Raw genomic sequence first — 25513 nt, 5'->3', positions numbered from 1 at the left:
TACTGCGTCGTTTGCAGCCTGCCAGGACACCCGACGATGGTCTTCGACTCCTTCGACATCAAATCCCTCATCCGCCCTGTGATCGACTTTCCCAAGCCGGGCGTGATCTTTCGCGACATTACCCCGCTGTTCCAGTCACCCACGGCCCTGCGCCTGGTGATGGACAGCTTCGCCCACCGTTATGTCGAGGCTGACTTCACCCACATCGGTGCGATGGACGCGCGTGGTTTTCTGATCGGTTCGGTCCTGGCCTATCAGCTGAACAAGCCGCTGGTGCTGTTCCGCAAGCAAGGCAAACTGCCGGCCGACGTGCTGGCCGAGGGTTATGCGACCGAATACGGCGAAGCCTTCCTCGAAGTCCACGCCGACAGCTTGTGCGAGGGCGATTCGGTGGTGATGTTCGATGACCTGATCGCCACGGGCGGGACGCTGATTGCGGCGGCAAATCTGGTTCGACGCATGGGCGCGCGGGTTCATGAAGCGGCGGCGATCATTGATTTGCCAGAGTTGGGCGGGTCGCAGCGGCTGGAAGATATGGGAATTCCGACGTTTTGCCTGACGCAGTTTGCGTTGTCTGATAAATAGGCGGCGTCTGGGCTGACGTCATCGCGAGCAGGCTCGCTCCCACAGGGGATCTCCTGTGTACACAAACTCTGTGAACGACAGAGATTAACTGTGGGAGCGAGCCTGCTCGCGATGGCGTCAGCCGCCACACCGCAGATTAGAGCCCCATCTGCTTACTGATAATCTCGTTCATCACTTCCCGCGTCCCCCCACCGATCGACAAGATCCGGTTATCCCGATACAGCCGCTCCACCAGGCTCTCGCGCATGTAACCGAGGCCACCCAGAATCTGCACCGCATCCGTAGTAATCCGATCTGCCGTGTCAGTCGCAAAATTCTTGGCCATGGAAATCTCCTTGATCACACTCTGCCCCGCCGCCATTTTCGCCGCCTGGCGGTAGGTGAATTCCCGTGACACCTCCAGCGCCGTCGCCATTTCGGCAAGACGATGCTTTAGCACCTGAAACTTGCCGATGGGTTTACCGAATGCTTCGCGTTGGCGAGCCCATTTCAGACTCTCTTCCAACGCCAGTTGCGCGGTCATGTTGGCCATTAGCGCCAGCGCCAGGCGTTCGCTCTGGAAGTTACCCATGATGCAGGCGAAGCCCATGTTTTCGGCGCCGATCAGATTTCCTACCGGCACCCGGCAATCGTCAAAAAACAGTTCGGCAGTGTCCGACGCCCACCAGCCCATTTTCTTCAATTGACGGCCGACGGTGAAACCGGGTGTGCCCTTCTCGATCAACAACAGGCTGATGCCAGCGAAACCCGGCGCACCGGTACGCACCGCGACGGTGTAGAAATCCGCGCGGACGCCGCTGGTGATAAAGGTTTTACTGCCGCTGACCCGGTAGCACTCGCCGTCACGCACGGCGCGGGTTTGCAGGTTAGCGACGTCGGAGCCACCGCTGGGCTCGGTCACGGCCAGGGCACTGATTTTCTCGCCGGCGAGCACCTGAGGCACAACGCGATCGCGGACTTCAGGCCTGGCCCACTTGAGGATCGGCGGCAGGCCGATGTCCAGCGAGCCGAGCCCCGCCACCAAGCCGCCGGAACCACAGCGCATCAGCTCTTCGCTGGCGGCGACCTTGGCGAACAGATCACCTTCATGGCTGCCACCCAGGGCTTCGGGATAACCGATCCCCAGAATCCCCGCTGCGCCGGCCTTGAGGTAGAGCTCGCGGGGAAAGCTTTCGGCTTCTTCCCACTGGTCGATGTCCGGCAAGATCTCGCGCTCGACGAAACGTCTGACGCTGTCGCGGACCAATTGGTGGCTGGGGTCGAAGTATTCCTGAAAGGCAGGCATCGGCGAGCTCCACTGAAGGTTCAGCGAAGTTAACCGAGCGCTTGCTTGGTACTCAAGAAGATTGTGTGAATCAGGGAGACCGAGGCGCGCCATTCGCGAGCAAGCCCGCTCCCACATTTGATCTCCAGCGTATACAAATCAAATGTGGGAGCGGGCTTGCTCGCGAATGGCGTCAGTTCAAGCACTACAAGACAATAGGCTTACGCCCGGCAAACGAATGCGCCAACGTCCCGCCATCCACCAATTCCAGCTCGCCACCCAATGGCACACCGTGGGCGATACGCGAGGCGATCAGGCCTTTGTTGCTGAGCAACTGGGCAATGTAATGCGCTGTGGCTTCACCTTCCACGGTCGGGTTGGTCGCGAGAATGACTTCTGTGAACGTGCCTGCCTCTTCGATCCGCGCCAGCAGTTGCGGAATACCGATGGCCTCAGGCCCGAGTCCGTCGAGTGGCGACAGATGCCCCTTGAGCACGAAGTAGCGACCACGGAAGCCGGTCTGCTCCACCGCGTAGACGTCCATCGGCCCTTCCACCACGCAGAGCAAGGTGTCGTCGCGACGGGTATCGGCGCATTGCGGGCAGAGGTCGTCTTCGGTCAGCGTGCGGCACAACCGGCAATGGCCCACCCCTTCCATGGCCTGGCTCAGTGCCAGGGCCAATCGCGAGCCGCCGCTGCGATCACGCTCGAGCAGCTGCAACGCCATGCGTTGGGCAGTTTTCTGACCCACACCTGGCAAAATTCGCAGGGCGTCGATCAGTTGGCGAATCAAAGGGCTGAAGCTCATGGGGAAAAGTCCGACAAAACAACGAGACGCGGTTTATACCCGCGCCTCTGTTTAGCGTCAATTACTCAGTCCTGGGCGACCCGTACAACCAGTTTGCCGAAGTTGCGTCCTTCCAGCAGACCGATGAACGCTCCGGGTGCCTGCTCCAGGCCGTCGACCACGTCTTCGCGGAACTTCACCTTGCCGTCGCGCACCCACGGCGCCATGGCGCTGACGAATTCCGGCTGACGATCACCGTAGTCGTCGAACACGATGAAGCCCTGGATTCGCACGCGTTTGGTCAGTAGCGTGCGCTGCAATTGCGGCAGACGATCCGGGCCGGTCGGTGCCTCGTGAGCGTTGTAGGACGCGATCAGACCGCAGAGTGGAATTCGCGCCTTGGGCTTGAGCAACGGCAGCACCGCATCGAACACCTTGCCGCCGACGTTTTCGTAATAGATGTCGATGCCCTCGGAGCACGCCTTGGCCAATTCATCGGCGAAGTTCGGGCTCTTGTGATCGATGCAGGCATCAAAACCCAACTCCTCGACCACATAACGGCACTTGTCCGCGCCACCGGCCACGCCGACCACGCGCAAGCCCTTGATCTTCGCCACCTGGCCGACCACCGAACCCACGGCGCCGGATGCAGCCGCAACCACCAGGGTTTCGCCGGCCTTGGGCTGACCGATATCCATCAGGCCCATATACGCGGTCATGCCGGGCATACCCAACACGCCCAGCGCCATTGACGGGCTCGGCAGCCCGGACGGCACCGGAATGATGTCGCGACCGTCGCTGATGCTGTGGCTCTGCCAGCCAGTAGAACCGACCACCACATCACCTTCTTGAAACTTCGGATTCAGCGAGCGCTCGACCCGGCTGACAGCGCCACCGGTCATCACTTCGCCGATTTCCACCGGTGCGGCGTAGGACGGCGCGTCGCTCATGCGCCCGCGCATATAGGGATCGAGTGACAGATAAAGGGTCTTGAGCAGCACCTGACCATCGGTCAGGTCCGGCAGCGCAACGCGCTCCAGGCGGAAATTCTCCGGCGTCGGCGCGCCTACCGGGCGGGACGCCAGGACGATACGTTGGTTGAGGGTCAATGCTTGTGGCATGTGAGCTTCTCCTTTGATCGATGAATTCGGCGGTATAGGGAGCAGACCTTTATGCAGGTGTCGCGTTCGATGTTACTTCAGTAGGACCGAGTCGACTGCTTCGCGAGCAAGCCCGCTCCCACATTAGAACTCGGTCGAATGTGGGAGCGGGCTTGCTCGCGAAGGCCGCCTGACAAGCACCACATGTCTACCTACCAGAAACAAAAATGCCAGGCGCAATGCCTGGCATTTTCTTGTAGCCCATCCGACGCGCTTTGGCGAATCAGAATGGCAGTTTCATCCCCGGTGGCAGTTGCATGCCAGCGGTCATGCCGGACATTTTGTCCTGGCTGTTGGCTTCGATCTTGCGCACGGCATCGTTGACGGCGGCGGCGAACACGGCCTCCAGCATCTCTTTGTCGTCTTCGCTCAAGCCTTCGACCAGGCTTGGATCGATGGTCACGCGCTTGACGTCGTGACGACCGGTCATCACCACGGTGACCATATCGCCACCGGCTTTACCGGTGACTTCGGCGTTGGCCAGCTCTTCCTGCATCTTGGCCATTTTTTCCTGCATCTGCTGTGCCTGCTTCATCAGGCCGGCCATGCCACCTTTCATCATGGGAATCACCTCAAAAGTACTTGGATAAATACAGCGCCCGGCCCTTTCGGCCGAACACCTTCAGTTATTAGCCCTGAGTGACCAGGGTCTCGACAGGTTCAATAGTATCGTTACGGACCACCGCACCGAACTGCTGCATCATTTGCTGGATGAACGGATCACCGTGGATCGACTCTTCGGCCTCGCGCTGACGGTTCGCACGGCGGCGGGACGCAGCCTGGGCCGGGGTTTCCTGCTCGGGCTTGATCAACTCCATGCGCAGAGTCAGCGTACGCCCGTGAAACTGGTTCAACGCATCGTTCAAGCGACGCTGTTGAGTCGCGTTGAACAACGCACTGTGGGCCGGGTCCAGGTGCATCAGCCAATTGTCACCCTCGACGGCGATCAGCGTGCAGTTGGCGGCAATGCTGCCGGTCATGCCGGAGATCGGCAGTTTCGGGAACAACTCCAGCCATTGCGCCGCCAGACCGGTGGCCGGCATGGCGGCCGGTTCAGGTTCGGCTTCCGGCGCTGGCTCGGCGGTGTGTTCGCTGGCCAGTTCATCGAGGTAGCTGTAGGCCGATTCCATGTCCGGCTCGATGTAGTCCTCGTCCAGCGGCGGCTCGTCGTCCAGGTCCATGCCCGGTGTCGCGGCATCGACTTCGGCTACCGACGGCTCCGGAATCGGCGCAGCGGCCCACTCCGGCGCGTCCGGCACTACGCTGTCGGGGGTCGGCAATGGCATCGGCGCCAAATCGGGCTGTTCGCTGGCGGTTTCCAGCACCGGCTCGACGGCGGGTTGCTGAACGACTTCGGGTTCTATCGGGTCGTTCCAGGGCAGATCGACGACGGCTTCGACCGCTACTGCCTCAACGACAGGCTCGGGCGCAACCGGCTCAGGCTCGGGCGCTTGCACTGGAGCAACCACCGCGACAACCGGCGCAGGCGCGACGGGGGCAACTGCCGCAGCGACTACCGGCGCAACAACGGGCGCGGCAGCCACTGAATTTGCGGAATCAACTGTGGCCTGGCTGATCCCCACTGGCTTTAGCGGTTGCCTCGGAGCGTCCGCGGTGTCTGCCGGGCGGAACGCGAGCATCCGCAGCAGGACCATTTCGAAGCCACCGCGCGGGTCCGGCGCCAGCGGCAAGTCGCGGCGACCGATCAGGCCCATCTGGTAATAAAACTGCACGTCTTCTGCCGGCAAGGCTTGGGCCAGTGCCAGCACCCGGTCACGGTCGCCATGACCGTTGTCGACGCCCTCAGGCAGGGCCTGGGCGATGGCGACACGGTGCAACACATTGAGAATTTCCGAGAGCACGCCGTTCCAGTCCGGGCCTTGTTCGGCCAGGTGACGGACGGCTTCGAGCAAGGCCTTGGCGTCGCCTTCGATCAGCGCGTGCAAAACGTCGTAGACCTGACCGTGATCGAGCGTGCCGAGCATCGCTCGTACGTCGGCGGCCATGACTTTGCCTTCACCGAAGGCGATGGCCTGGTCGGTCAGGCTCATGGCATCGCGCATCGAACCGTCGGCAGCACGGCCCAGCAGCCACAGCGCGTCGTCTTCGAACGGTACGTTCTCGACACCCAGCACGTGGGTCAAATGCTCGACCACACGCTCCGGCGTCATGTTCTTCAGAGAGAACTGCAGGCACCGCGAAAGAATGGTTGCAGGAAGTTTCTGCGGATCGGTGGTCGCCAGGATGAACTTGACGTAGGGCGGCGGCTCTTCAAGGGTTTTCAACAGCGCATTGAAGGAATGGCTGGAGAGCATGTGCACTTCGTCGATCAGGTAGACCTTGAAGCGCCCGCGGCTCGGTGCGTATTGCACGTTGTCGAGCAGTTCGCGGGTGTCTTCGACCTTGGTCCGGCTCGCGGCGTCGATCTCGATCAGGTCGACGAAGCGGCCTTCATCGATCTCGCGGCACACCGAGCACTCGCCGCAAGGCGTTGAAGTGATACCTGTTTCACAGTTCAGGCATTTGGCGATGATCCGCGCGATGGTGGTCTTGCCGACCCCGCGGGTACCGGTAAACAGATAGGCGTGGTGCAGCCGCTGGCTGTCCAAGGCATTGATCAGAGCCTTGAGCACATGGGTCTGGCCGACCATTTCGCGGAACGAGCGCGGACGCCATTTACGTGCAAGAACCTGATAACTCATCGAAAACCGTCGCAACGAAGGAACAGAAGCGGCTAATGCTATCGGAGCAAGGCCAAAATTGCATCCGGTGCGCTCGTCTAATCTGGCTAAGATGATCTTTGGGGGGCTTTTATCGGCTCGGGTTTTATCAGCACCGGAGCGTTTATGCGGCTGGCCTTGGGGGCACTGCTGTTGATCAGCCTGAATGTCGCTGGCGCCGAGCCGCCATTGCGCTTCGTGGTGCCCGACAGTTGGGCGATGCCGATGGTGCAACTGGACCGCGGCCACCCCACCCAAGGCATCCTGCACGACGTGATGGTCAGCCTCGCGACCCAGGTCGGCGTGCCGGCCGAATTTCATGTGCTACCTCGCACGCGAGTGCAAAACGCCATGGAGCACGGCGAAGTCGATATCCGCTGCTATGCGGCGCAGTCCTGGCTGCCGAATCAGTCCGGGGATTACATCTGGAGCATTCCACTCTGGTTTCAGCGCGACATGCTGATCAGCCGGGCAGATCCGCTGACCTCAGTGTCGCCTGCGGACTTGTCGCGACAATCCATCGGCACGGTACTCGGCTACAGCTACCCGACCCTGCAACCGCTGTTCGACGCCGACCGACTGCATCGCGAAGACGCGCGCAACCAGGAACAGGTGCTGGAAAAACTGCTGGCCGGACGCTATCACTACGCCGTGAGCAATCAATGGACGCTGGACTGGTTCAATCAGCGCCTGCTGCCTGGCCAGCAACTGCAAGGCGTGGCGGTTTTGCAGGAACAGAGTGTCGGCTGCTATATCCGCAACGATCCCAAGGTGCCCGTGCAGCGCATTTTGCGCACCTTGGCGCGAATGAAAATGTCTGGGGAAATCGACGACATTATTCGGCTCTATATAGGCTCCGAGCCAAGCACACCTTAAGCGATTCCTCTGATCGACACGAGACCATGTGGGAGCGAGCCTGCTCGCGATAGCGGTATGTCAGTCCCCATCAATGTTGAATGTCAGACCGCTATCGCGAGCAGGCTCGCTCCCACATGGGTTCGGTGTTGATCACAAAACTTCAGCCTGCTTGATCCAGCACCTGCCATTGCGGCGGCGCGACAAAACCCTTGACCCAGCCCGCCACCTCTGCGGGCGGCATCGGCCGGGCAATGAAATGGCCTTGAGCAACTTCGCAGCCCAACCGCAGCAGCAATTCACCGTGCTCGATACTTTCCAGCCCTTCGGCGATCACCTGCCGACCAAACGCCCGAGCCAGGCCAATGACCGCCTTGGTCAGCGCCAGATCATCCCGATCATTAAGGATGTCGCGCACAAACGACTTGTCGATCTTGATGGTTTGGGTTTGCAAACGCTTGAGGTAGCTCAGGGACGAATAACCGGTGCCGAAGTCCCCCAGTGAAAACTGCACTCCCAGCGCCTGACAGGCCTGTAAACAGGCGCTGACATGCTGAATGTTCTCGATCGCCACCGACTCGACGATTTCCAGATCGAGCATCTGCGGGGCTACCTGGGCATGCCGGGCGAGCACGTGTTTGAGCCGGTCGACAAAATCCGCGCGCTGGAAATGTCGTGCTGCAATATTAATGCTGACTGGCCAGCCCTGCCCCGCTTGCTGCCAATCGTGCAACTGCGACAGGACCTGATCCATCACCCACTCACCAATGTCGATGATCAGGTCCGTTTCTTCCACCAGCGGCAAAAACTCCCGGGCCGGCACCATGCCGTGTTGCGGATGCTCCCAACGTAACAACGCCTCGAAGCCGACAACCTCGCCACGACGCATGTTCACCTTGGGCTGGAAATGCACGCGCAACTCACCGGCAGCCAGCGCCTGGCGCACTCGCTCGACCGTCTGGTGAGTGGCCTTGACCTCCTGATCCCGGGACACGTCGAACAAATGAAAGCGATTGCGACCGCGTTGTTTCGCCACGTACATGGCCTGATCGGCATGACGCAACAAGGTTTCGGCATCTTGATTGTCGTGGGGGAACAGGGTGACGCCGATACTGGCAAACACATTGACGCCCTTGCCATGCAGCGAGTACGGCGCCGAAATGGCGCCGAGCACCCGGTTCAACGCCGCACGCAGTTCCGGCAGATCTCGCACGTATCGCAACACCAGCACAAATTCGTCACCGGCCAGCCGCGCCACCACATCTTCGCCGCGCACAATGGTGCGCAAACGCTTGGCCACCTCGACCAATAGCAGATCGCCACTGGCATGCCCGTAGCCATCGTTGACCGCCTTGAAGCCGTCGAGGTCGAGCATGCATACCGCCAGCGGGATGTTTTCGTGACGGGAGAACTCCAGCGCCTGATCCAGCAAATCCGAGAGGAACGCGCGATTCGGCAGCCCGGTCAGCACGTCATGCCCCACCCGCCATTGCAGTGAATGCAGCAATTGGTGTTTTTCGCTGATGTCGAAACGAATCGAAAGATAACGGTTAACCCGCCCGGTAGCGTCATCGAGCACCGGCACCATGGTGCTGTCGACCCAATACAGGCTGCCGTCCTTGGCGCGATTACAAATCTCGCCCTTCCAGACCTTGCCCAAGGCGATGGTGCGCCACATGGCCGCGAAGAAATCGGCGGAGTGCAGACCCGAGTTGAGGAGACGATGATTCTGTCCGAGCAGTTCTTCGCGGCTATAGCCGGACACGGCACAAAACTGATCGTTGACGTGGGTGATCCGGCCGCGCAGATCGGTCTCGGAAAAAATCGCGGCGGCATCCACGGCCCTGCGGTATTTCTCATCCATGAGTCAGGCTCGCTGTGGCTAGCGGTGGTACCGCTCGACCAGTGCGGGATGCCCGGTAGAGATGTTTTTACAGGTAATGCGCGGCAACACGATATCACTCCATGAACAGTGTTTGATGGCCTCCTGACAGCAGAGATCAACTAACCTTAAAGGCCCAAAATACCCATTTTGTGCGGCAATTCTACGAAACGCATCACATTTTGCAAAGCAAGGTGATGGATCATGCAGTTGTCTAATGCAAAAATCTATCGTTAAGTTCTTGATTCTAAATGGGAATTAAGCGATGCAAATTTCAAGTTTGGGTGCGGCCATTCGGCGCTACCGCAAGGTCGCTGGGCTTACTCAGGCTGAACTCGGTGAAAAAACCGGTTTTGACCCCAAAACCATCAGCCGCTTCGAAACCGGCACCTACACCCCCAGCGTGGAAGCCTTGTTCCTGTTTGCCGATGTGTTGGGTGTGAAGCTGAAAGCCTTTTTCGCAGATTTAGGCGATGAAGATGAACAGCGGGCGTATCTGTTCGGTGTCATACATAAAGCCACCCCGAAGGATCTGGGAAAGCTGATTGCAGCGGTTGACCAGGCCTTGTCCAAGCCTTAGTGCCGGAAATGAAAAAGGCAGATTTGTCGAATCGACACATCTGCCTTTTACTCATTCAGGCGCCTGAAAAACGCCCCACCTGGTATTGAAGATCGTGCATAGATAGTGGCCATTCGATATTCTTCGCATGAAATTAATTCAAAATGTAAGGGAATACGATGAAACACCTCCGCCCGATCCTCATGGCAGCGCTGCTGTGCGCACTTCACGCGCCTGCGCAAGCGGCCAGCAACCCTCCACCGAAGTCCGCCGAAGTTGCCCAGGCGCAGCAAACGCCCGAACAATTTCTCGCCACACTGAAGCAGCAGCACGGCACCATCACCCTGCCCTCCGGCATTGCAACGCTGAAGCTCAACGAAGAGTTTTATTACCTGGACCCGAATGACACTGAACGCTTGCTGACCGAGGGTTGGGGCAACCCGCCCGGCCACAAGACCCTGGGCATGATCATCCCAAAAGCCGTGAACCCACTAACCGCCAGCGGCTGGGGCGTGATTGTCAGCTACAAGGATGACGGGCATATCTCCGACGAAGACGCGGCAAAAATCGACTATGCCGACCTGCTCAAACAAATGCAGGAAGAGGATGAGGAAGACAATAAGGAGCGGCAGAAGCAGGGCTATGCCGGCCTGCACCTGCTGGGCTGGGCCGAGCAACCGCACTACGACGAAACCAGCCACAAAATGTACTGGGCCCGGGAACTGAAAGCCGACGATGCCGAGGACAGCACGCTGAACTACAGCATTCGGGTATTGGGCCGCAAAGGGGTGCTGGAATTGAACGCCGTCGCCGCCATGGTGGACCTGTCGATGATCAAGCATGAACTGCCTAAAGTCATCGCCTTCACTAACTTCACCGACGGCAACCTGTACACCGACTATAGCCCCGGCACCGACAAACTGGCGTCTTATGGCCTGGCGGCACTGGTGGGTGGCGGTCTGGCGGCCAAGGCCGGGTTATTTGCCAAGATCGGCATTTTCCTGCTGGCCGCGAAGAAGTTCTTGATAGTGGGGCTGGTGGTGATCGCAGGCTTTGTCCGCAAGCTGTTCAGCCGCAAGCCTTAAGGTTAAGGCCCTTTCGTGCTGCCGGGTGACGCTGGCAGCGCAGGATCCGCAGACAGCAGGCATGACAACTCCGCTACAGGACAGCGCGGCAGACAAACAAAAATAAGGTTTTTAAAAACGAGAGGTATCAGAGGATGTTGCGCGCTCAAGCCCTCGACTCTGAGGACATGGCGTTATGGAGGCAACCCCACCAGCCACACCCCGGCACACAATGTTCCCGCTGTGGCTGCTTCCTTCCGGATCTGACCAGGTTCACGGGTAATCGTTGCGGGGGGACCGATGGGATCACCATAACGACGTTCACCTGACGGTGAACGGCGCCATTGTACCTATCTGAGAAGAAGTTACAACCGTTCGGGCGGATTAAAAAATATGTGCTGCTTCAAGGACATGCGCTGGCCTTCAAAAGATCGCAGCCTGCGGCAGCTCCTACAATGGATCGGCGTACACCTGTAGGAGCTGCCGCAGGCTGCGATCTTTTGATCCTATTGCGCCAACACCTCATCTGCCCGGCCGCCCTCTAGCTGGATCACCAGGTGGATGAAGTGCAGCTTGGCGATCACTGCCGGCGGCAGGACGAACGGATAGAAATCCGGCTGCCCCATGCTGCGTGACAACTCATTAAGCATGCCGGCCAGTTCGATCCACGCATTGACGAACGACAGGAACGCCGCGCCGCCGGGATGCTGTGGATCGTAGAGGGTGCTTGGGGGAAACGGCTGATAGTCGAAGTCCATCTCCCTGGCACTCATCCCGAACCCCAACGCCGTATCCACCGCGTCCATCATGTGCAGGTAGTGAGCCCAGGTTTCGGCCCAATCCTCCCACGGATGCATGGTCGCGTAGGCGCTAACGTAATGTTGCTGCCAGTCGAGCGGTGCGCCTTGCTGGTAATGCCGCTCGAGGGCGTCGGCATAGCTGGCGCGCTCGTCACCGAACAGGCCGCGGAACGGTTCCAGCCAATGGCTGTTGGCGATCAGCCGATCCCAGTAGTAATGCCCGACTTCATGACGAAAATGCCCGAGCAGCGTGCGATAAGGTTCGTGCATCTGCACCCGAATCTGCTCGCGATGAGCGTCGTCGGCTTCTTTGATATCGAGGGTGATCAGACCGTTGGCGTGACCAGTGGTCGGCGGCTTGCCTTCGAGGTCGACACCGATGAAATCGAAGGCCACGCCAGTCTCTTCGTCCACAGTTTTGGGAATCACCTGTAAACCCAGGCTGACCAACTGTGCGACCAGACGCCGCTTGGCCGTTTCGACCTTGCGCCAGCGTTCGTGGTTTTCGGCAATCGACAGGTCGGGGATGGTGTGATTCAGGCTACAGGCGATGCATAACGCATCGTGGTCATTGGCGGGCAATAGCCAATTGCACGCGGCCGGGGAATCGAGGTTGGCGCAGCGGCGAAAGACACCGGCTTCGAGATCGACGTCGAGCAACCAGGTATCAGCCTGCACGCCGGGCTGCAGCGACGATAGGCGACTCTCCTCCGGTTGATACCCCAACGCCGCCGAACACGCCAGGCACTGGCTGTTGCGAAAAAACAGCGACTGCCCGCAGCGGCACTGCCAGACCTTGCTGTTACGCGAGCTTTCGCCGATGAAGGGCGCGGCGATGCGTGTACTGAGCTGTTCGAAGAAGCGGTACATGGCGATCTCTCCCTGGGGCTTGCCAAGACTAGATCATTGCCGCGCCGTGATCGTTCCCGTGTTTTGCGTGGGCAAAATCAAAAGATCGCAGCTTCGTTTCACTCGACAGCTCCTACAGAGGGCACGCATCTCAATGTAGGAGCTGTCGAGTGAAACGAGGCTGCGATCTTGTCGATCTTAAACGTCGATACCGTGCGCCTTCAGAAACTCGACAAACGCCTCTTCATCCAGAACCTTCAACCCCAGCTCATTGGCCTTCGCCAACTTGGAACCTGCTCCTGGCCCGGCGACAACACAATGGGTCTTCGCCGACACCGAGCCCGCCACCTTGGCTCCGAGGCTTTCAAGTTTGTCCTTGGCGATGTCGCGGCTCATCAACTCCAGCGAACCGGTCAGCACCCAGGTCTGCCCAGCCAGCGGCAAGCCTTCAACGACTTTCTTCTCGCTCTGCCAATGCATGCCGAAATCACGCAGCTGTTTCTCGGCGGCTTCAGCAATTTGACGATGTTGCGCAACCGCAAAGAACTCGCGAACCGAAGTGGCCTGTTTCTCCGGCAGCGCCTGACGCATATCCAGCCAGTCGGCGCTGAAAACCCCTTCAAGCGAACCAAACTTGTCCGCCAGTTTCTGCGCCCCACCCGGCCCCACCGAGGGAATGTGCAGCTTGTCGAGGAAACCGCCCAACGTGGTGCTGGCAGCAAACTCGGCGCCAAGCTCACCCTGATCCTGAATTTGCATGCCGTGCTTGAGCAGATCCTTGATCACCTGCTGGTTATGCGCATCTTCAAAGAAACTGTGAATCTCGTGAGCCACTTCCAGGCCAACGTCCGGCAAATACGTGAGCACTTGCGGCAACGCCTGCTGAACCCGCTCCAGCGAGCCGAGAGAGCGCGCCAGCACCTTGGCTGTCTCTTCGCCGACGTCGGGAATCCCGAGGGCGTAGATGAAACGTGCCAGGCTCGGCTGCTTGCTGTCTTCGATGGCGCTGAGCAAGTTCTTGCTCGACAGCTCGGCAAAGCCTTCGAGGTCAACGATCTGCTCGAACGTCAGGGCGTATAGATCGGCCGGCGAATTCACCAGGCCTTCATCCACTAACTGCTCGACGCTCTTCTCACCCAGGCCTTCGATGTCCATGGCGCGACGGGAGACGAAGTGAATGATTGCCTGCTTGAGTTGCGCACCGCAGGCCAGACGACCGACGCAGCGGTACACCGCGCCTTCGCTGACGGTCTCGCGACCTTTGCTGCGCTTGACCAGTTGCGTGCGCTCGACATGCGAGCCGCAGACCGGGCATTTCTCGGGAATCTGTACGGGTCGTGCGTTGTCCGGACGGCGCTCGATGACCACTTGCACCACCTGCGGAATCACATCGCCTGCGCGGCGGATGATCACCGTGTCGCCGATCATCAGGCCCAGACGCGCCACTTCGTCCATGTTGTGCAGCGTCGCGTTGGCCACGGTCACACCGGCGACCTTGACCGGCTTCAAGCGCGCCACCGGCGTCACCGCACCGGTACGACCGACCTGGAATTCCACGTCGAGTAATTCAGTGAGCTCTTCCATGGCCGGAAATTTATGGGCGATCGCCCAGCGCGGTTCGCGAGCACGGAAGCCCAGCTCACGCTGAGAGGCAATGCTGTTGACCTTGAACACCACGCCGTCGATTTCGTAGGGCAGCGAATTTCGGCGCTCACCGATGTCGCGGTAATAATCCAGGCATTCAACGATGCCATGAGCCAGTTTCAACTCATGACTGATCGGCATGCCCCAAGCCTTGAGCTGCTGCAGATTGCCAATGTGCGTATCAGCAATATCGGCCGAAATCTGGCCGATGCCGTAGCAGCAAAATTCCAACGGACGGTTGGCGGTGATCTTCGAATCCAGCTGCCGCAAACTACCCGCCGCCGCGTTGCGCGGGTTAGCGAAGGTCTTGCCGCCGACTTCAAGCTGCGTGGCGTTGAGGCGTTCGAAACCGGCCTTGGACATGAACACTTCGCCGCGCACTTCCAGGGTCGCTGGCCAGCCAGTGCCGTGCAACTTGAGCGGAATGTTGCGCACGGTACGCACGTTGACGCTGATGTCTTCGCCGGTGGTGCCGTCGCCGCGAGTCGCGCCGCGCACCAGCACGCCGTCCTGATACAGCAAGCTGACCGCCAGGCCATCGAGTTTGGGTTCACAGCTGTATTCCACCGCCGCGCCGCCGCCGAACAAGTCGCCAACCGGCAGGTCGAGACCTTCCGTTACCCGGCGATCGAACTCGCGCATGTCGGTTTCTTCGAAGGCGTTGCCGAGGCTGAGCATCGGTACTTCGTGACGCACCTGAGTGAACGCCGACAGCGCCGCACTGCCGACGCGCTGGGTTGGCGAGTCACTGGTGATCAGTTCGGGATGGGCCGCTTCGAGGGCCTTGAGCTCGTGGAACAACCGATCGTATTCGGCGTCCGGAATGCTCGGCTCGTCCAGCACGTGGTAGCGATAGTTGTGCTGATCCAGCTCAGCACGCAGCTCTAGAATGCGGTTTTTGGCGGCGGTCATGGGTGTTCTCTCATAAAGCAAAAGAGCAGCCGAGGCTGCTCAATCTATTTTGCTGATCGTCCCGCGCGCGGCGCGGGAACAACCTTTTGAATCAACGCTTCTGGGTCAGGGCGCGACGTTCGAATTCAACGATGCGCTGACGGTAATGCTCAATCGTCTGGGCTGTCAGCACGCTGCGCTGGTCGTCTTTCAGTTCGCCGTTCAGCTCCTGGGACAGTTTGCGCGCCGCGGCCACCATCACGTCGAAGGCTTGCTTCGGATGACGCGGGCCTGGCAGACCGAGGAAGAAGCTCACTGCCGGTGTGCTGAAGTGGTCGATGTCGTCCAGATCGAAAACGCCCGGCTTGACCGCATTGGCCATCGAGAACAGGACCTCGCCGTTGCCGGCCATGCTTTCGTGGCGGTGGAAAATGTCCATCTCGCCGAAACGCAGACCGCTTTCCAGAATGTTCTGCAACAGCGCCGGGCCTTTGAAGCCGGCAGCGTCGCGGCAGATCACGCTGATCACCAGCACTTCTTCGGCTTGCGGTTGTTCCTTGTCGCTGGTCGAACTCGAAGCCTTGGTGTCATCCGGGAAATCGTCGTCACGGCTGCTGAAGCTCGGGCCGCCGTCCAGATCGAGACTGAGGTTCATGTCGCCCTGGGAAGGCTCGCCATGGCCACGCTTGCCGCGCTTGGAACCCGACTCACGCGGCTCACGAGCAGGCATGCTCACCGACGGCAGATCGTGCTCGTCCAGTTGCGGTTCTTTATGCGTATCCAGCACGCGTGGCGGGCCCAACAGCTCGGCGCTGGTGTCCTCGTCCGGCAAGTTGGACAAACTTCGGTCGAGACGGAATTTCAGTTTCCCCTTGCCGCCGCGCATGCGACGCCAGCCATCGAAAAGAATACCGGCAATGACAATAATGCCGATGACGATCAGCCACTCGCGCAGACCGATTTCCATGTAATCCCGTGCCTCTATAAAAAATGCTGAAAAATAAGGGGTTTACAACTCGCAAACCGCTTTAAAACGTGGCGCCAACTCTATGTTCTGACAGGCGTTTTGCCCACGTATACGAAAAATTGACATTAAACTAGCACGACCAAAGGCAACTTTACACCGTCTGTCACCATGGCTTGCGCGAATATGTCGATTGGCCAGCAAGTCAGGGCAGGTAAATAAGTCCTACAACTCAAAAATACCTCTCCTACAAGCGCCGACTCAGGCATCCACCATCGCCATCGCCTCCTCGACATCCACTGCCACCAGACGCGAACAACCCGGCTCGTGCATCGTCACCCCCATCAGTTGCTCGGCCATTTCCATGGCGATCTTGTTGTGGGTGATATAGATGAACTGCACCGTCTGCGACATCTCTTTGACCAGCCGTGCGTAGCGTCCAACGTTAGCGTCATCCAATGGCGCGTCAACTTCATCGAGCATGCAGAACGGCGCCGGATTCAACTTGAAGATGGCAAAAACCAGAGCCAATGCGGTCAGGGCTTTTTCGCCACCGGAGAGCAAATGGATGGTGCTGTTCTTCTTTCCTGGCGGCTGCGCCATGATCGTTACCCCTGTATCGAGTAGATCTTCGCCCGTCAGTTCCAAATAGGCGCGTCCTCCACCGAAAACTTTTGGGAAAAGGGCCTGTAAACCGCCATTGATCTGATCAAAGGTATCTTTGAAGCGGTTTCGGGTTTCCTTGTCGATCTTGCGAATCACGTTTTCGAGCGTATCCAGCGCCTCGACCAGATCGTCGTTCTGCGCATCCAGATAACGTTTACGCTCGGATTGTTGCTGGTATTCGTCGATGGCCGCCAGGTTGATCGCACCGAGACGCTGAATCCGCGCAGCAATGCGCTCCAGCTCTTCTTCGGCGTCCTTTTCATTGGCTTCAGCCGTCAGCGTGGCGAGCACGCCATGCAGATCGTAGCCGTCTTCGAGCAACTGATCTTCGAGCGCTTTGCGGCGCACGGTCAGGGCTTGCCATTCCATGCGTTGGGTTTCCATCTGGCCGCGAATCAACTGGGATTGCTGCTCCGCCTGACTGCGACGTTTTTCCGCGTCACGCAGTTCACGGTCGGCGTCTTCCATAGCGATCTGCGCAGTCTTGAGTTCTTCGTCGACGGTCATGCGCTTGTCGAGCAACTCTTCAAGTTTGAGGCGCAACTCCTCCAGCGGCGCTTCGCCCTCCTCCAGATTGAGGCTGAGCTGTTCGCGCTTCTCGGTCAGACGCTCGGACTGCATTTCCAGACGTTCCAGCGCCTGACGCGTCGAGTCATGTTGCGCCTTGAGCGACCCCAGACGTACCGCCAGTTGATGCGCGTGGTCCTTGTGCTGCCGGGCTTCCTGCCGTACCCGATCGAGTCGCTCGCGCAAGCTGTCGCGCTGAGCCAGCAGCAACTCGCGCTGCTCGGTGTCCAGCGCCATGCTGTCGAGGGCTTCCTGCAATTGCAGACGCGCCTCGCCGATATTTTCGTTTTCCAGAGCGCGTTGCTCAGCCAGCTCGGTGAGCTCTTCGTCCAGTCGTGTACGGCGCAAGGTCAGTTGTTCGGCCTTGGCTTTGCCGGCGGACAACTGGGCTTTCAACTCACCTTGCTGACGGGCTTCGTCTTGCAGCAGACGGCGCAGATGTTCACGACCGTTTTCCTGCTGACGCTGTTGCGCCCTGAGATTCTGAAGTTGGGTTTCCAGGGTTTCGACCGTGGCTTCGCGCTCTTCGCGCTCAAGGCCCAGACGCTGGATTTCCTGACCACGAGCCAGCACACCGCTTTCCGCTTCGCTGGCCCGACGCACGCGCAAAAAGTGTCGACCGACCCAGTAACCATCGCGGCTGATCAGGCTCTGGCCGGCGGTCAATTGATTGCGCAGGGCCAACGCCTGTTCGAGGCTGTCGACCGGTTTAACCTGCCCCAACCATGGCGCCAGATCGATCTGCGCTTCGACTTTATCGAGCAAGCTTCCGGGCACGCGCACGCCATCAGTGGCGGGGCTGAGTAAACGCAAATCGCCCTGGGCAAAACCGGCCAGATCGAAGTCACCAAAGTCATCCACCAGCACCGCTTGCAGGTCGGCGCCGAGCACGGTTTCCACCGCCAGCTCCCAACCGGCTTCGACTTTCAGGCCTTCGGCCAGACGCGGACGGTCCGCCAAATGTTGTTCGCGCAGCCATTCAGCGGTGCCGGTGCCCGGATCGAGTGCGGCTTGCTGCAAGGCTTCAAGGGAGGCGAGGCGACCATTCAGACGCTGCAAATCGCCCTGAGCCTGCTGCTGATTTTGCAGCGCTAATTGCAACTCCTGACGCAGTTGCTCGAGGCGTTCGACCTGGGCTTCTTCACTGGCCTGCAAATCTTCCAGCGTCGCTTCACTCGCGGCCAATTGCTCGCTGAGTTCCATGATCGCCGCGTCTTCCGGGTCTGCCGAGAGCAAGGCGCGCTCTTCACCAAGACGCTTCTGTCGATCGGCCAGTCGCTCCATACTGGTTTCCAGTTGCTGGATCCGCGACTGTTGAACTTCGGATTGGCGACGCGGCTCGGCGGCCGTCAGGTTGAAGGTGTCCCACTGCTCCTGCCAGGCGTGCATGGTGGTTTCGGAGTCTTCCAGCGCAGCAGCAGCCTCTTCGGCGGCGGCGCTGGTGACTTCCTGTTCAGGGGTGAGCATGTCCAGCTCTTCGCCCAGTGTCAGCAGCAAGGTGCGGTCGTGGCCCAGGTGAGACTCGGTTTCCAGACGCGCGCGTTCGGCTTCTTTCAGGTCGTCCTGCAATTGGCGCAAACGCTGCTGACCGTGCTGGATGCTCTGCTCGACCCGGGCGATGTCGCCGCCGACCGAATAGAAGCGTCCTTGCACCAGATTGAAGCGTTCGGACAGGTCGTGGTGCCCGTCACGCAAGCGTTCAATCGCCGCATCGGCATTACGCTGCTCGGCCACCAGCGCTTCGAAGGTGACTTCCTGATTGCCGATGATTGCTTCGCGCTGACCGACCTGTTCATTCAACGCCTGCCAGCGCAGAGCCGACAGCTGAGCCTTGAGCTGACGCTCCTCGCCCTTGTATTCCTGATACTTCTTGGCGGCCTCGGCCTGGCGGTACAAGCGTTCAAGCTGACGCTCGAGTTCTTCGCGCAGATCGGTCAGGCGAGCCAGGTTTTCGTGGGTGCGGCGGATGCGGTTTTCAGTCTCGCGCCGACGCTCCTTGTACTTGGAGATGCCCGCCGCTTCTTCAATGAAGTTGCGCAAGTCTTCGGGCTTGGACTCGATCAGCTTGGAGATCATCCCCTGCTCGATAATCGAGTAGCTGCGCGGGCCGAGGCCGGTGCCGAGGAAGATATCGGTGATATCGCGACGGCGGCACTTGGTGCCGTTGAGGTAGTAAGTGGTCTGGCTGTCGCGGGTCACTTTGCGGCGAATGGAAATTTCCGCGTAGGCCGCGTATTCGCCGAGCAGGGTGCCGTCGGAGTTATCGAACACCAGCTCGATGCTCGCCTGGCTCACCGGTTTGCGGCTGGTCGAGCCGTTGAAGATGACGTCGGTCATCGACTCGCCGCGCAGGTTCTTGGCCGAACTCTCGCCCATCACCCAACGCACAGCGTCGATGATGTTCGACTTGCCGCAACCATTGGGCCCGACCACCGCCGCCATGTTACTGGGGAAGTTCACCGTGGTCGGGTCGACGAAGGATTTGAACCCCGCCAGCTTGATGCACTTTAGCCGCACGCTTAGGCGTCCGTCAGGGCGGAGACCACCAGATCACTGCTGCGCTGGGCATACGCCGTCAGCACAATGCGGATCTGCGGAAAATCACGGGCCAGCACGGCGGCGAGCAAGCGTTCGAACAACTCCAGGAACTCGCTCATCGACGCCTTGCGCTGTTCCAGGGCGAGGAAATACGCGCGGCTCATGGCCGGCTGCAGATTCTCGACGGTTTCCTGCAAGTACGGATTGTTGGCGAACGGATACGCGGCGCGCATCACACTGAAGCTGTCGTCGACAAAGGTGCGAATGTCCTGGCGCTCGTAGCTGGCGGTCAGGCGCTGCTGGATTTGCACGAACGGCGCCATGTCGGCCTGGACTTTCCAACCGCTGGCCACTGCATTGCCCAGCAGGATGTAAAGCTCGCTCATCAGCGTGCACAGGCTCTGGACCTTGTGAACCGTGAGCTCGGTCACGTGGGCGCCACGTCGCGGCAGGATCGCGATCAGGTGGCGGCGCTCGAGGATCAGCAAGGCTTCACGGACCGAACCGCGGCTGACATTGAGGGCCAGCGTGACCTTCTGTTCCTGGATGCGCTCCCCGGGCTTCATTTCGCCACGAATGATGCGTTCGGCGAGGTGGTGAGCAATTTGCTCGGCGAGGCTGTCCGGCGCCTTGAACGTCATGGTTGTCCTTCAAACTCTTCGATCTGCACAAGCGGCGCAGTGTAGCGCACATGAAGGGTCATGGCGGAGTGCCCACTCAGCGGTTTTTGGCACGATTCAAGCAAAAAGCAGGCTATCCCGTGAGGGTCAATAATAAAGGAACGAGTCGTTGATCGACAAAATGCTATTTCCTGACCTTTAAGTCAGAAAATCATTGACCACAAAGTCAGACCTGATAAATTCGGTTCAAGTCGGTTAACAACAATAATGAGTCTGCGAGGCCTTCCGTGATCCAGTTTTTACTTAACCAGGAACTCCGTAGCGAGCACGCCCTGGACCCAAACCTGACCGTGCTCAATTATCTGCGCGACCATGTGGGCAAACCCGGCACCAAAGAAGGCTGCGCCAGCGGTGACTGCGGCGCGTGCACCGTGGTGGTCGGCGAGCTGCAAACGGATGACGATGGCCGCGAACACATTCGCTATCGCAGCCTCAACTCGTGCCTGACGTTCGTTTCGTCACTGCACGGCAAACAATTGATCAGCGTTGAAGACCTCAAGCACCAAGGTGAGCTGCACAGCGTGCAAAAAGCCATGGTCGAGTGCCACGGTTCGCAATGCGGTTTCTGCACCCCGGGCTTCGTGATGTCGCTGTTCGCGCTGCAAAAGAACAGCGATCAAGCGGATGCTCATAAAGCCCATGAAGCGCTGGCCGGCAACCTCTGCCGCTGCACCGGCTATCGGCCGATACTGGCTGCCGCCGAACAATCCTGCTGCGGCAAGCAAACGGACCAGTTCGACGCCCGTGAAGCCGACACCATCGCTCGCCTCAAAGCCATCGCCCCTACCGACATCGGCGAACTCAACAGTGGCGACAAGCGCTGCCTGGTGCCGCTGACCGTCGCCGATCTGGCTGACCTCTATGACGCTTATCCACAGGCCCGCCTGCTGGCCGGCGGCACGGATCTGGCGCTGGAAGTCACGCAGTTCCACCGCACCCTGCCGGTGATGATCTACGTCGGCAACGTCGCCGAGATGAAGCGCATCGATCGTTTCGACGATCGCCTGGAAATCGGCGCCGCCACCGCCCTCTCCGATTGCTACGAGGCCTTGAAAGCCGAGTACCCGGACTTCGGCGAATTGCTGCAGCGCTTCGCTTCGTTGCAGATCCGCAACCAGGGCACCCTCGGCGGCAACATCGGCAATGCTTCGCCGATTGGTGACTCGCCACCGCTGCTGATCGCACTCGGCGCGCAGATCGTTTTGTGCAAAGGCGAAGTCCGCCGCACGATGGCGCTGGAAGATTACTTCATCGATTACCGGGTTACCGCGCGTCAGGAAAGCGAGTTCATCGAAAAGATCATCGTGCCGCTTGCCAGCGCCGAACAACTGTTCCGCGCCTACAAGGTCTCCAAGCGTCTGGACGATGACATTTCCGCCGTCTGCGCCGCGTTCAACCTGCGCATCGACAACGGCGTGATCGCCGATGCCCGCGTCGCCTTCGGCGGCATGGCTGCAATCCCGAAACGCGCAAAAAATTGTGAAGCCGTTCTGCTCGGCGCCACCTGGAACAACGACACCGTCGAACGCGCCTGCGCTGCGCTGGCCGAAGATTTCACACCGCTCTCGGACTTCCGTGCCAGCAAGGAATACCGCCTGCTCAGCGCCCAGAACCTGTTGCGTAAATACTTCATCGAACTGCAAACACCGCACATCGAGACTCGGGTGACCGCTTATGTCTAATCATCACGCCGTAGAGAAGACCCAGGCCGAATTGGCTGAACTGTTCGCCAAGGACCTGACCACCGGTGTCGGCCGCAGCGTCAAGCACGACAGCGCCGCCAAGCACGTGTCCGGTGAAGCACAGTACATCGACGACCGTCTGGAATTTCCGAACCAGCTGCACGTTTACGCACGGCTGTCGGACCGCGCCCACGCGAAAATCATCAGCATCGACACCCAGCCTTGCTACGCCTTCGAAGGCGTGCGCATCGCCATTACGCACAAAGACGTGCCGGGCCTGAAAGACATCGGTCCACTGATGCCGGGCGATCCGTTACTGGCCATCGATGACGTGCAGTTCGTCGGTCAAGTGGTGCTCGCCGTTGCGGCGAAGGACCTGGAAACCGCACGCAAAGCCGCCATGGCCGCGATCATCGAATACGAAGATCTCGAGCCGGTGCTGGACGTGGTTGAAGCGCTGCGCAAACGCCACTTTGTGCTCGACAGCCACACGCATCAGCGCGGTGATTCGGCCGGCGCTTTGGCGACTGCCGAGCATCGCATCCAGGGCACGTTGCACATTGGCGGTCAGGAACACTTCTATCTGGAAACCCAGATCTCTTCGGTGATGCCGACCGAAGACGGCGGCATGATCGTCTACTGCTCGACGCAGAACCCCACCGAAGTGCAGAAGCTCGTCGCCGAAGTGCTCGATGTGTCGATGAACAAAATCGTCGTCGACATGCGCCGCATGGGCGGTGGTTTCGGTGGCAAGGAAACCCAGGCCGCGAGCCCGGCGTGCCTATGCGCAGTGATCGCGCACCTCACTGGCCAGCCGACAAAAATGCGCCTGCCGCGCGTCGAAGACATGCTGATGACCGGCAAGCGGCACCCGTTCTACGTCGAGTACGACGTGGGCTTCGACAGCACCGGCCGGCTGCACGGTATTGCCCTGGAACTGGCTGGCAACTGCGGTTGCTCGCCGGACTTGTCGGCGTCGATTGTCGACCGCGCGATGTTCCACGCCGACAACTCGTACTACCTGGGTGACGCGACCATCAACGGTCACCGCTGCAAAACCAACACCGCGTCGAACACCGCTTACCGTGGTTTCGGCGGCCCGCAAGGCATGGTCGCTATCGAAGAAGTGATGGACGCCATCGCCCGCCATCTGGCCCTCGATCCGCTGGCGGTGCGCAAGGCCAACTACTACGGCAAGACCGAGCGCAACGTCACCCATTACTACCAGACCGTCGAGCACAACATGCTCGAGGAAATGACCGCCGAACTCGAAGAAAGCAGCCAGTACGCCGAGCGCCGCGAAGCGATTCGTCGCTACAACGCCAACAGCCCGATCCTGAAAAAAGGCCTGGCGCTGACCCCGGTGAAGTTCGGTATTTCCTTTACCGCCAGCTTCCTCAACCAGGCCGGTGCGCTGATCCATATCTACACCGACGGCAGCATCCACCTGAACCATGGCGGCACCGAAATGGGCCAGGGCCTGAACACCAAAGTCGCGCAGGTCGTGGCCGAAGTGTTCCAGGTGGAAATGGACCGCGTGCAGATCACCGCAACCAACACCGACAAAGTGCCGAACACCTCGCCGACCGCCGCTTCCAGTGGCGCCGACCTGAACGGTAAAGCCGCGCAGAACGCGGCGGAAATCATCAAGAAACGTTTGGTTGAATTTGCCGCGCGCCAGTACAAGGTCAGCGAAGAAGACGTGGAATTCCACAACGGTCACGTGCGGGTTCGCGATCACATCCTGACCTTCGAAGCGCTGATCCAGCAGGCGTATTTCGCTCAGGTGTCGCTGTCGAGTACCGGGTTCTACAAGACCCCGAAAATCTTCTACGACCGTAGCCAGGCGCGGGGCCGGCCATTCTATTACTACGCCTTCGGCGCAGCGTGCTGCGAGGTGATCATCGACACCCTCACCGGCGAGTACAAAATGCTGCGCACCGACATCCTCCACGACGTCGGCGACTCACTGAACCCGGCCATCGACATCGGCCAGGTCGAGGGTGGTTTCATCCAGGGCATGGGCTGGCTGACCATGGAAGAACTGGTGTGGAACAACAAAGGCAAACTGATGACCAATGGCCCGGCCAGCTACAAGATCCCGGCGGTGGCAGACATGCCGCTGGACCTGCGGGTGAAACTGGTGGAAAACCGCAAGAACCCGGAAGACACGGTGTTCCATTCCAAGGCCGTGGGTGAACCGCCGTTCATGCTGGGTATCGCGTCGTGGTGTGCGATCAAGGACGCTGTGGCGAGCCTTGGCGACTATAAGCATCAACCGAAAATCGACGCACCGGCGACCCCGGAGCGGGTGTTGTGGGGCTGTGAGCAGATGCGGCAGTTGAAGGTGGCGAAGGCTGTTGAAACCGAAGTTGAGTTGGCTTCGCTCTGATACCGAGGCGCGGCCAATCGCTAGCAGGCTAGCTCCCACAGGGGAATGCATTCCAAATGTGGGAGCTAGCCTGCTAGCGATGAGGCCGGGACAGACAACAGAGATGTTGAGGTGAAACATGTACAACTGGATCGACGCCCTCGCCGACCTGCAATCCCAGGGTGAACCCTGCGTGCTGGTGACCATCATCGAAGAGCTCGGCTCGACGCCGCGTAACGCCGGTTCGAAGATGGTCATCAGCGCCAACCAGACCTTCGACACCATCGGTGGCGGGCATCTGGAATACAAGGCCATGCAGATCGGCCGCGAGATGCTGGCCAGTGGCAAGCAGGACACGCACCTTGAGCGCTTCAGCCTCGGCGCCAGCCTGGGTCAGTGCTGCGGCGGCGTGACCGTGTTGCTGTTCGAACCGATGGGCCAGGTCCAGGCGCAGATCGCCGTGTTCGGTGCCGGCCACGTCGGCCGGGCGCTGGTGCCGCTGCTCGCCAGCCTGCCCTGCCGGGTGCGCTGGATCGACTCGCGGGATGCGGAGTTCCCTGAACAGATCCCCCACGGCGTCCGTAAAATCGTCGCCGAAGAACCGGTGGACGAAATCGATGACCTGCCCGCCGGCAGCTACTGCATCGTCATGACGCACAACCACCAGCTCGACCTCGAACTCACCGCCGCGATCCTCAAGCGCAACGACTTCGCCTACTTTGGCCTGATCGGTTCGAAGACCAAACGAGTGAAGTTCGAACACCGCTTGCGCGACCGTGGTTTCGACAGCGCCGTGCTGCAACGCATGCGCTGCCCGATGGGCATCGGCGAAGTCAAAGGCAAGTTGCCTGTGGAAATCGCCATCTCCATCGCCGGCGAAATCATCGCCACCTATAACGCCAATTTCGGCCAGCACACCGCCAGCGCCGGATCATCGATCGCCAAACTGCTGCCTGCTTCACGCCGCAGCCAAGCCACGAATTGA

The 25513-nt window shown here is 59.8% G+C and carries 18 protein-coding genes and 1 other RNA gene; 7 read left to right on the top strand and 12 right to left on the bottom strand.

Going from position 1 to position 25513, the window contains the following annotated elements; translation table 11 throughout:
* Positions 1 to 36: 36 nt before the first annotated feature.
* Positions 37 to 585, top strand: coding sequence for an adenine phosphoribosyltransferase (locus ACYZTZ_RS06530; RefSeq protein WP_008146813.1), 549 nt, complete (start codon positions 37 to 39; stop codon positions 583 to 585).
* Between the two features lie 136 nt (positions 586 to 721).
* Here the strand turns inward: ACYZTZ_RS06530 and ACYZTZ_RS06525 are convergent, their stop codons facing one another.
* The 5 genes from ACYZTZ_RS06525 to dnaX all read right to left on the bottom strand — a co-directional run bounded on the left by ACYZTZ_RS06525 (position 722) and on the right by dnaX (position 6498).
* The gene (locus ACYZTZ_RS06525; RefSeq protein ID WP_461997579.1) at positions 722 to 1870 is read right to left on the bottom strand and encodes an acyl-CoA dehydrogenase family protein; all 1149 of its coding nucleotides are present in this window, start codon (positions 1868 to 1870) and stop codon (positions 722 to 724) included.
* Positions 1871 to 2054: 184 nt separating this feature from the next.
* A complete protein-coding gene (gene recR, locus ACYZTZ_RS06520; RefSeq protein ID WP_046047871.1) occupies positions 2055 to 2657 on the bottom strand; it encodes a recombination mediator RecR in 603 nt (200 codons plus the stop codon).
* A 65-nt stretch (positions 2658 to 2722) separates the two neighbouring features.
* The gene (locus ACYZTZ_RS06515; RefSeq protein WP_461997578.1) at positions 2723 to 3757 is read right to left on the bottom strand and encodes an NADP-dependent oxidoreductase; all 1035 of its coding nucleotides are present in this window, start codon (positions 3755 to 3757) and stop codon (positions 2723 to 2725) included.
* A gap of 262 nt (positions 3758 to 4019) precedes the next feature.
* Positions 4020 to 4358, bottom strand: a complete 339-nt coding sequence (locus ACYZTZ_RS06510; RefSeq protein ID WP_008028561.1) for a YbaB/EbfC family nucleoid-associated protein — start codon at positions 4356 to 4358, stop codon at positions 4020 to 4022.
* Between the two features lie 67 nt (positions 4359 to 4425).
* Positions 4426 to 6498, bottom strand: a complete 2073-nt coding sequence (dnaX, locus tag ACYZTZ_RS06505) for a DNA polymerase III subunit gamma/tau (protein ID WP_461997577.1) — start codon at positions 6496 to 6498, stop codon at positions 4426 to 4428.
* A gap of 144 nt (positions 6499 to 6642) precedes the next feature.
* Here dnaX and ACYZTZ_RS06500 point away from each other — a divergent pair, with 144 nt between their 5' ends.
* Positions 6643 to 7392, top strand: coding sequence for a substrate-binding periplasmic protein (locus ACYZTZ_RS06500; protein ID WP_461997576.1), 750 nt, complete (start codon positions 6643 to 6645; stop codon positions 7390 to 7392).
* A 142-nt stretch (positions 7393 to 7534) separates the two neighbouring features.
* On the opposite strand, the gene ACYZTZ_RS06495 is transcribed toward ACYZTZ_RS06500, so the two are convergent.
* Complete coding sequence (locus tag ACYZTZ_RS06495) at positions 7535 to 9235, bottom strand: putative bifunctional diguanylate cyclase/phosphodiesterase (protein WP_461997575.1); 1701 nt, start codon at positions 9233 to 9235, stop codon at positions 7535 to 7537.
* A gap of 283 nt (positions 9236 to 9518) precedes the next feature.
* Here ACYZTZ_RS06495 and ACYZTZ_RS06490 point away from each other — a divergent pair, with 283 nt between their 5' ends.
* Both ACYZTZ_RS06490 and ACYZTZ_RS06485 read left to right on the top strand, forming a co-directional pair.
* Positions 9519 to 9833 (top strand): helix-turn-helix domain-containing protein, encoded by a 315-nt coding sequence (locus tag ACYZTZ_RS06490; RefSeq protein WP_008146799.1) that lies wholly within the window; start codon positions 9519 to 9521, stop codon positions 9831 to 9833.
* 158 nt (positions 9834 to 9991) lie between these two features.
* Entirely contained in the window at positions 9992 to 10897 is a 906-nt protein-coding gene (locus ACYZTZ_RS06485; protein WP_461997574.1) for a DUF2167 domain-containing protein, read from the top strand.
* Positions 10898 to 11082: 185 nt separating this feature from the next.
* Here ACYZTZ_RS06485 and ffs read toward each other — a convergent pair.
* The 6 genes from ffs to ACYZTZ_RS06455 all read right to left on the bottom strand — a co-directional run bounded on the left by ffs (position 11083) and on the right by ACYZTZ_RS06455 (position 20436).
* Positions 11083 to 11179, bottom strand: an RNA gene (ffs, locus tag ACYZTZ_RS06480) — signal recognition particle sRNA small type.
* A 203-nt stretch (positions 11180 to 11382) separates the two neighbouring features.
* Entirely contained in the window at positions 11383 to 12546 is a 1164-nt protein-coding gene (locus ACYZTZ_RS06475) for a zinc-binding metallopeptidase family protein (RefSeq protein ID WP_461997573.1), read from the bottom strand.
* 177 nt (positions 12547 to 12723) lie between these two features.
* Complete coding sequence (gene ligA / locus ACYZTZ_RS06470) at positions 12724 to 15081, bottom strand: NAD-dependent DNA ligase LigA (protein ID WP_461997572.1); 2358 nt, start codon at positions 15079 to 15081, stop codon at positions 12724 to 12726.
* A gap of 91 nt (positions 15082 to 15172) precedes the next feature.
* Positions 15173 to 16027 carry a cell division protein ZipA gene (zipA, locus tag ACYZTZ_RS06465; RefSeq protein WP_056744244.1) on the bottom strand — a complete coding sequence of 285 codons (855 nt, stop codon included), beginning with the start codon at positions 16025 to 16027 and terminating at the stop codon, positions 15173 to 15175.
* Between the two features lie 258 nt (positions 16028 to 16285).
* The gene (gene smc / locus ACYZTZ_RS06460) at positions 16286 to 19774 is read right to left on the bottom strand and encodes a chromosome segregation protein SMC (RefSeq protein ID WP_461997571.1); all 3489 of its coding nucleotides are present in this window, start codon (positions 19772 to 19774) and stop codon (positions 16286 to 16288) included.
* A 2-nt stretch (positions 19775 to 19776) separates the two neighbouring features.
* Entirely contained in the window at positions 19777 to 20436 is a 660-nt protein-coding gene (locus ACYZTZ_RS06455) for a GntR family transcriptional regulator (protein WP_046053172.1), read from the bottom strand.
* Positions 20437 to 20702: 266 nt separating this feature from the next.
* Here ACYZTZ_RS06455 and xdhA point away from each other — a divergent pair, with 266 nt between their 5' ends.
* From xdhA to xdhC, 3 genes are all read left to right on the top strand, one after another.
* Positions 20703 to 22157, top strand: coding sequence for a xanthine dehydrogenase small subunit (gene xdhA, locus ACYZTZ_RS06450; RefSeq protein ID WP_461997570.1), 1455 nt, complete (start codon positions 20703 to 20705; stop codon positions 22155 to 22157).
* Positions 22150 to 24549, top strand: coding sequence for a xanthine dehydrogenase molybdopterin binding subunit (xdhB, locus tag ACYZTZ_RS06445; protein WP_461997569.1), 2400 nt, complete (start codon positions 22150 to 22152; stop codon positions 24547 to 24549). The genes xdhA and xdhB overlap by 8 nt, the downstream gene beginning before the upstream one ends.
* Positions 24550 to 24667: 118 nt before the next feature.
* A complete protein-coding gene (xdhC, locus tag ACYZTZ_RS06440; RefSeq protein ID WP_056744239.1) occupies positions 24668 to 25513 on the top strand; it encodes a xanthine dehydrogenase accessory protein XdhC in 846 nt (281 codons plus the stop codon).

It is taken from the genome of Pseudomonas sp. LB3P58 (genome assembly GCF_054897895.1).
This window is presented reverse-complemented; position numbering and strand designations above follow the sequence as displayed.

Coding starts and splice junctions, on each gene's coding strand:
- recR (WP_046047871.1), bottom strand. CDS start 2,657: ATGAGCTTCAGCCCTTTGATTCGCCAACTGATCGACGCCCTGCGAATT.
- ACYZTZ_RS06485 (WP_461997574.1), top strand. CDS start 9,992: ATGAAACACCTCCGCCCGATCCTCATGGCAGCGCTGCTGTGCGCACTT.
- zipA (WP_056744244.1), bottom strand. CDS start 16,027: ATGGAAATCGGTCTGCGCGAGTGGCTGATCGTCATCGGCATTATTGTC.
- ACYZTZ_RS06490 (WP_008146799.1), top strand. CDS start 9,519: ATGCAAATTTCAAGTTTGGGTGCGGCCATTCGGCGCTACCGCAAGGTC.
- ACYZTZ_RS06525 (WP_461997579.1), bottom strand. CDS start 1,870: ATGCCTGCCTTTCAGGAATACTTCGACCCCAGCCACCAATTGGTCCGC.
- ACYZTZ_RS06475 (WP_461997573.1), bottom strand. CDS start 12,546: ATGTACCGCTTCTTCGAACAGCTCAGTACACGCATCGCCGCGCCCTTC.
- ACYZTZ_RS06500 (WP_461997576.1), top strand. CDS start 6,643: ATGCGGCTGGCCTTGGGGGCACTGCTGTTGATCAGCCTGAATGTCGCT.
- ACYZTZ_RS06495 (WP_461997575.1), bottom strand. CDS start 9,235: ATGGATGAGAAATACCGCAGGGCCGTGGATGCCGCCGCGATTTTTTCC.
- ligA (WP_461997572.1), bottom strand. CDS start 15,081: ATGACCGCCGCCAAAAACCGCATTCTAGAGCTGCGTGCTGAGCTGGAT.
- ACYZTZ_RS06530 (WP_008146813.1), top strand. CDS start 37: ATGGTCTTCGACTCCTTCGACATCAAATCCCTCATCCGCCCTGTGATC.
- ACYZTZ_RS06510 (WP_008028561.1), bottom strand. CDS start 4,358: ATGATGAAAGGTGGCATGGCCGGCCTGATGAAGCAGGCACAGCAGATG.
- xdhC (WP_056744239.1), top strand. CDS start 24,668: ATGTACAACTGGATCGACGCCCTCGCCGACCTGCAATCCCAGGGTGAA.
- ACYZTZ_RS06455 (WP_046053172.1), bottom strand. CDS start 20,436: ATGACGTTCAAGGCGCCGGACAGCCTCGCCGAGCAAATTGCTCACCAC.
- ACYZTZ_RS06515 (WP_461997578.1), bottom strand. CDS start 3,757: ATGCCACAAGCATTGACCCTCAACCAACGTATCGTCCTGGCGTCCCGC.
- dnaX (WP_461997577.1), bottom strand. CDS start 6,498: ATGAGTTATCAGGTTCTTGCACGTAAATGGCGTCCGCGCTCGTTCCGC.
- xdhB (WP_461997569.1), top strand. CDS start 22,150: ATGTCTAATCATCACGCCGTAGAGAAGACCCAGGCCGAATTGGCTGAA.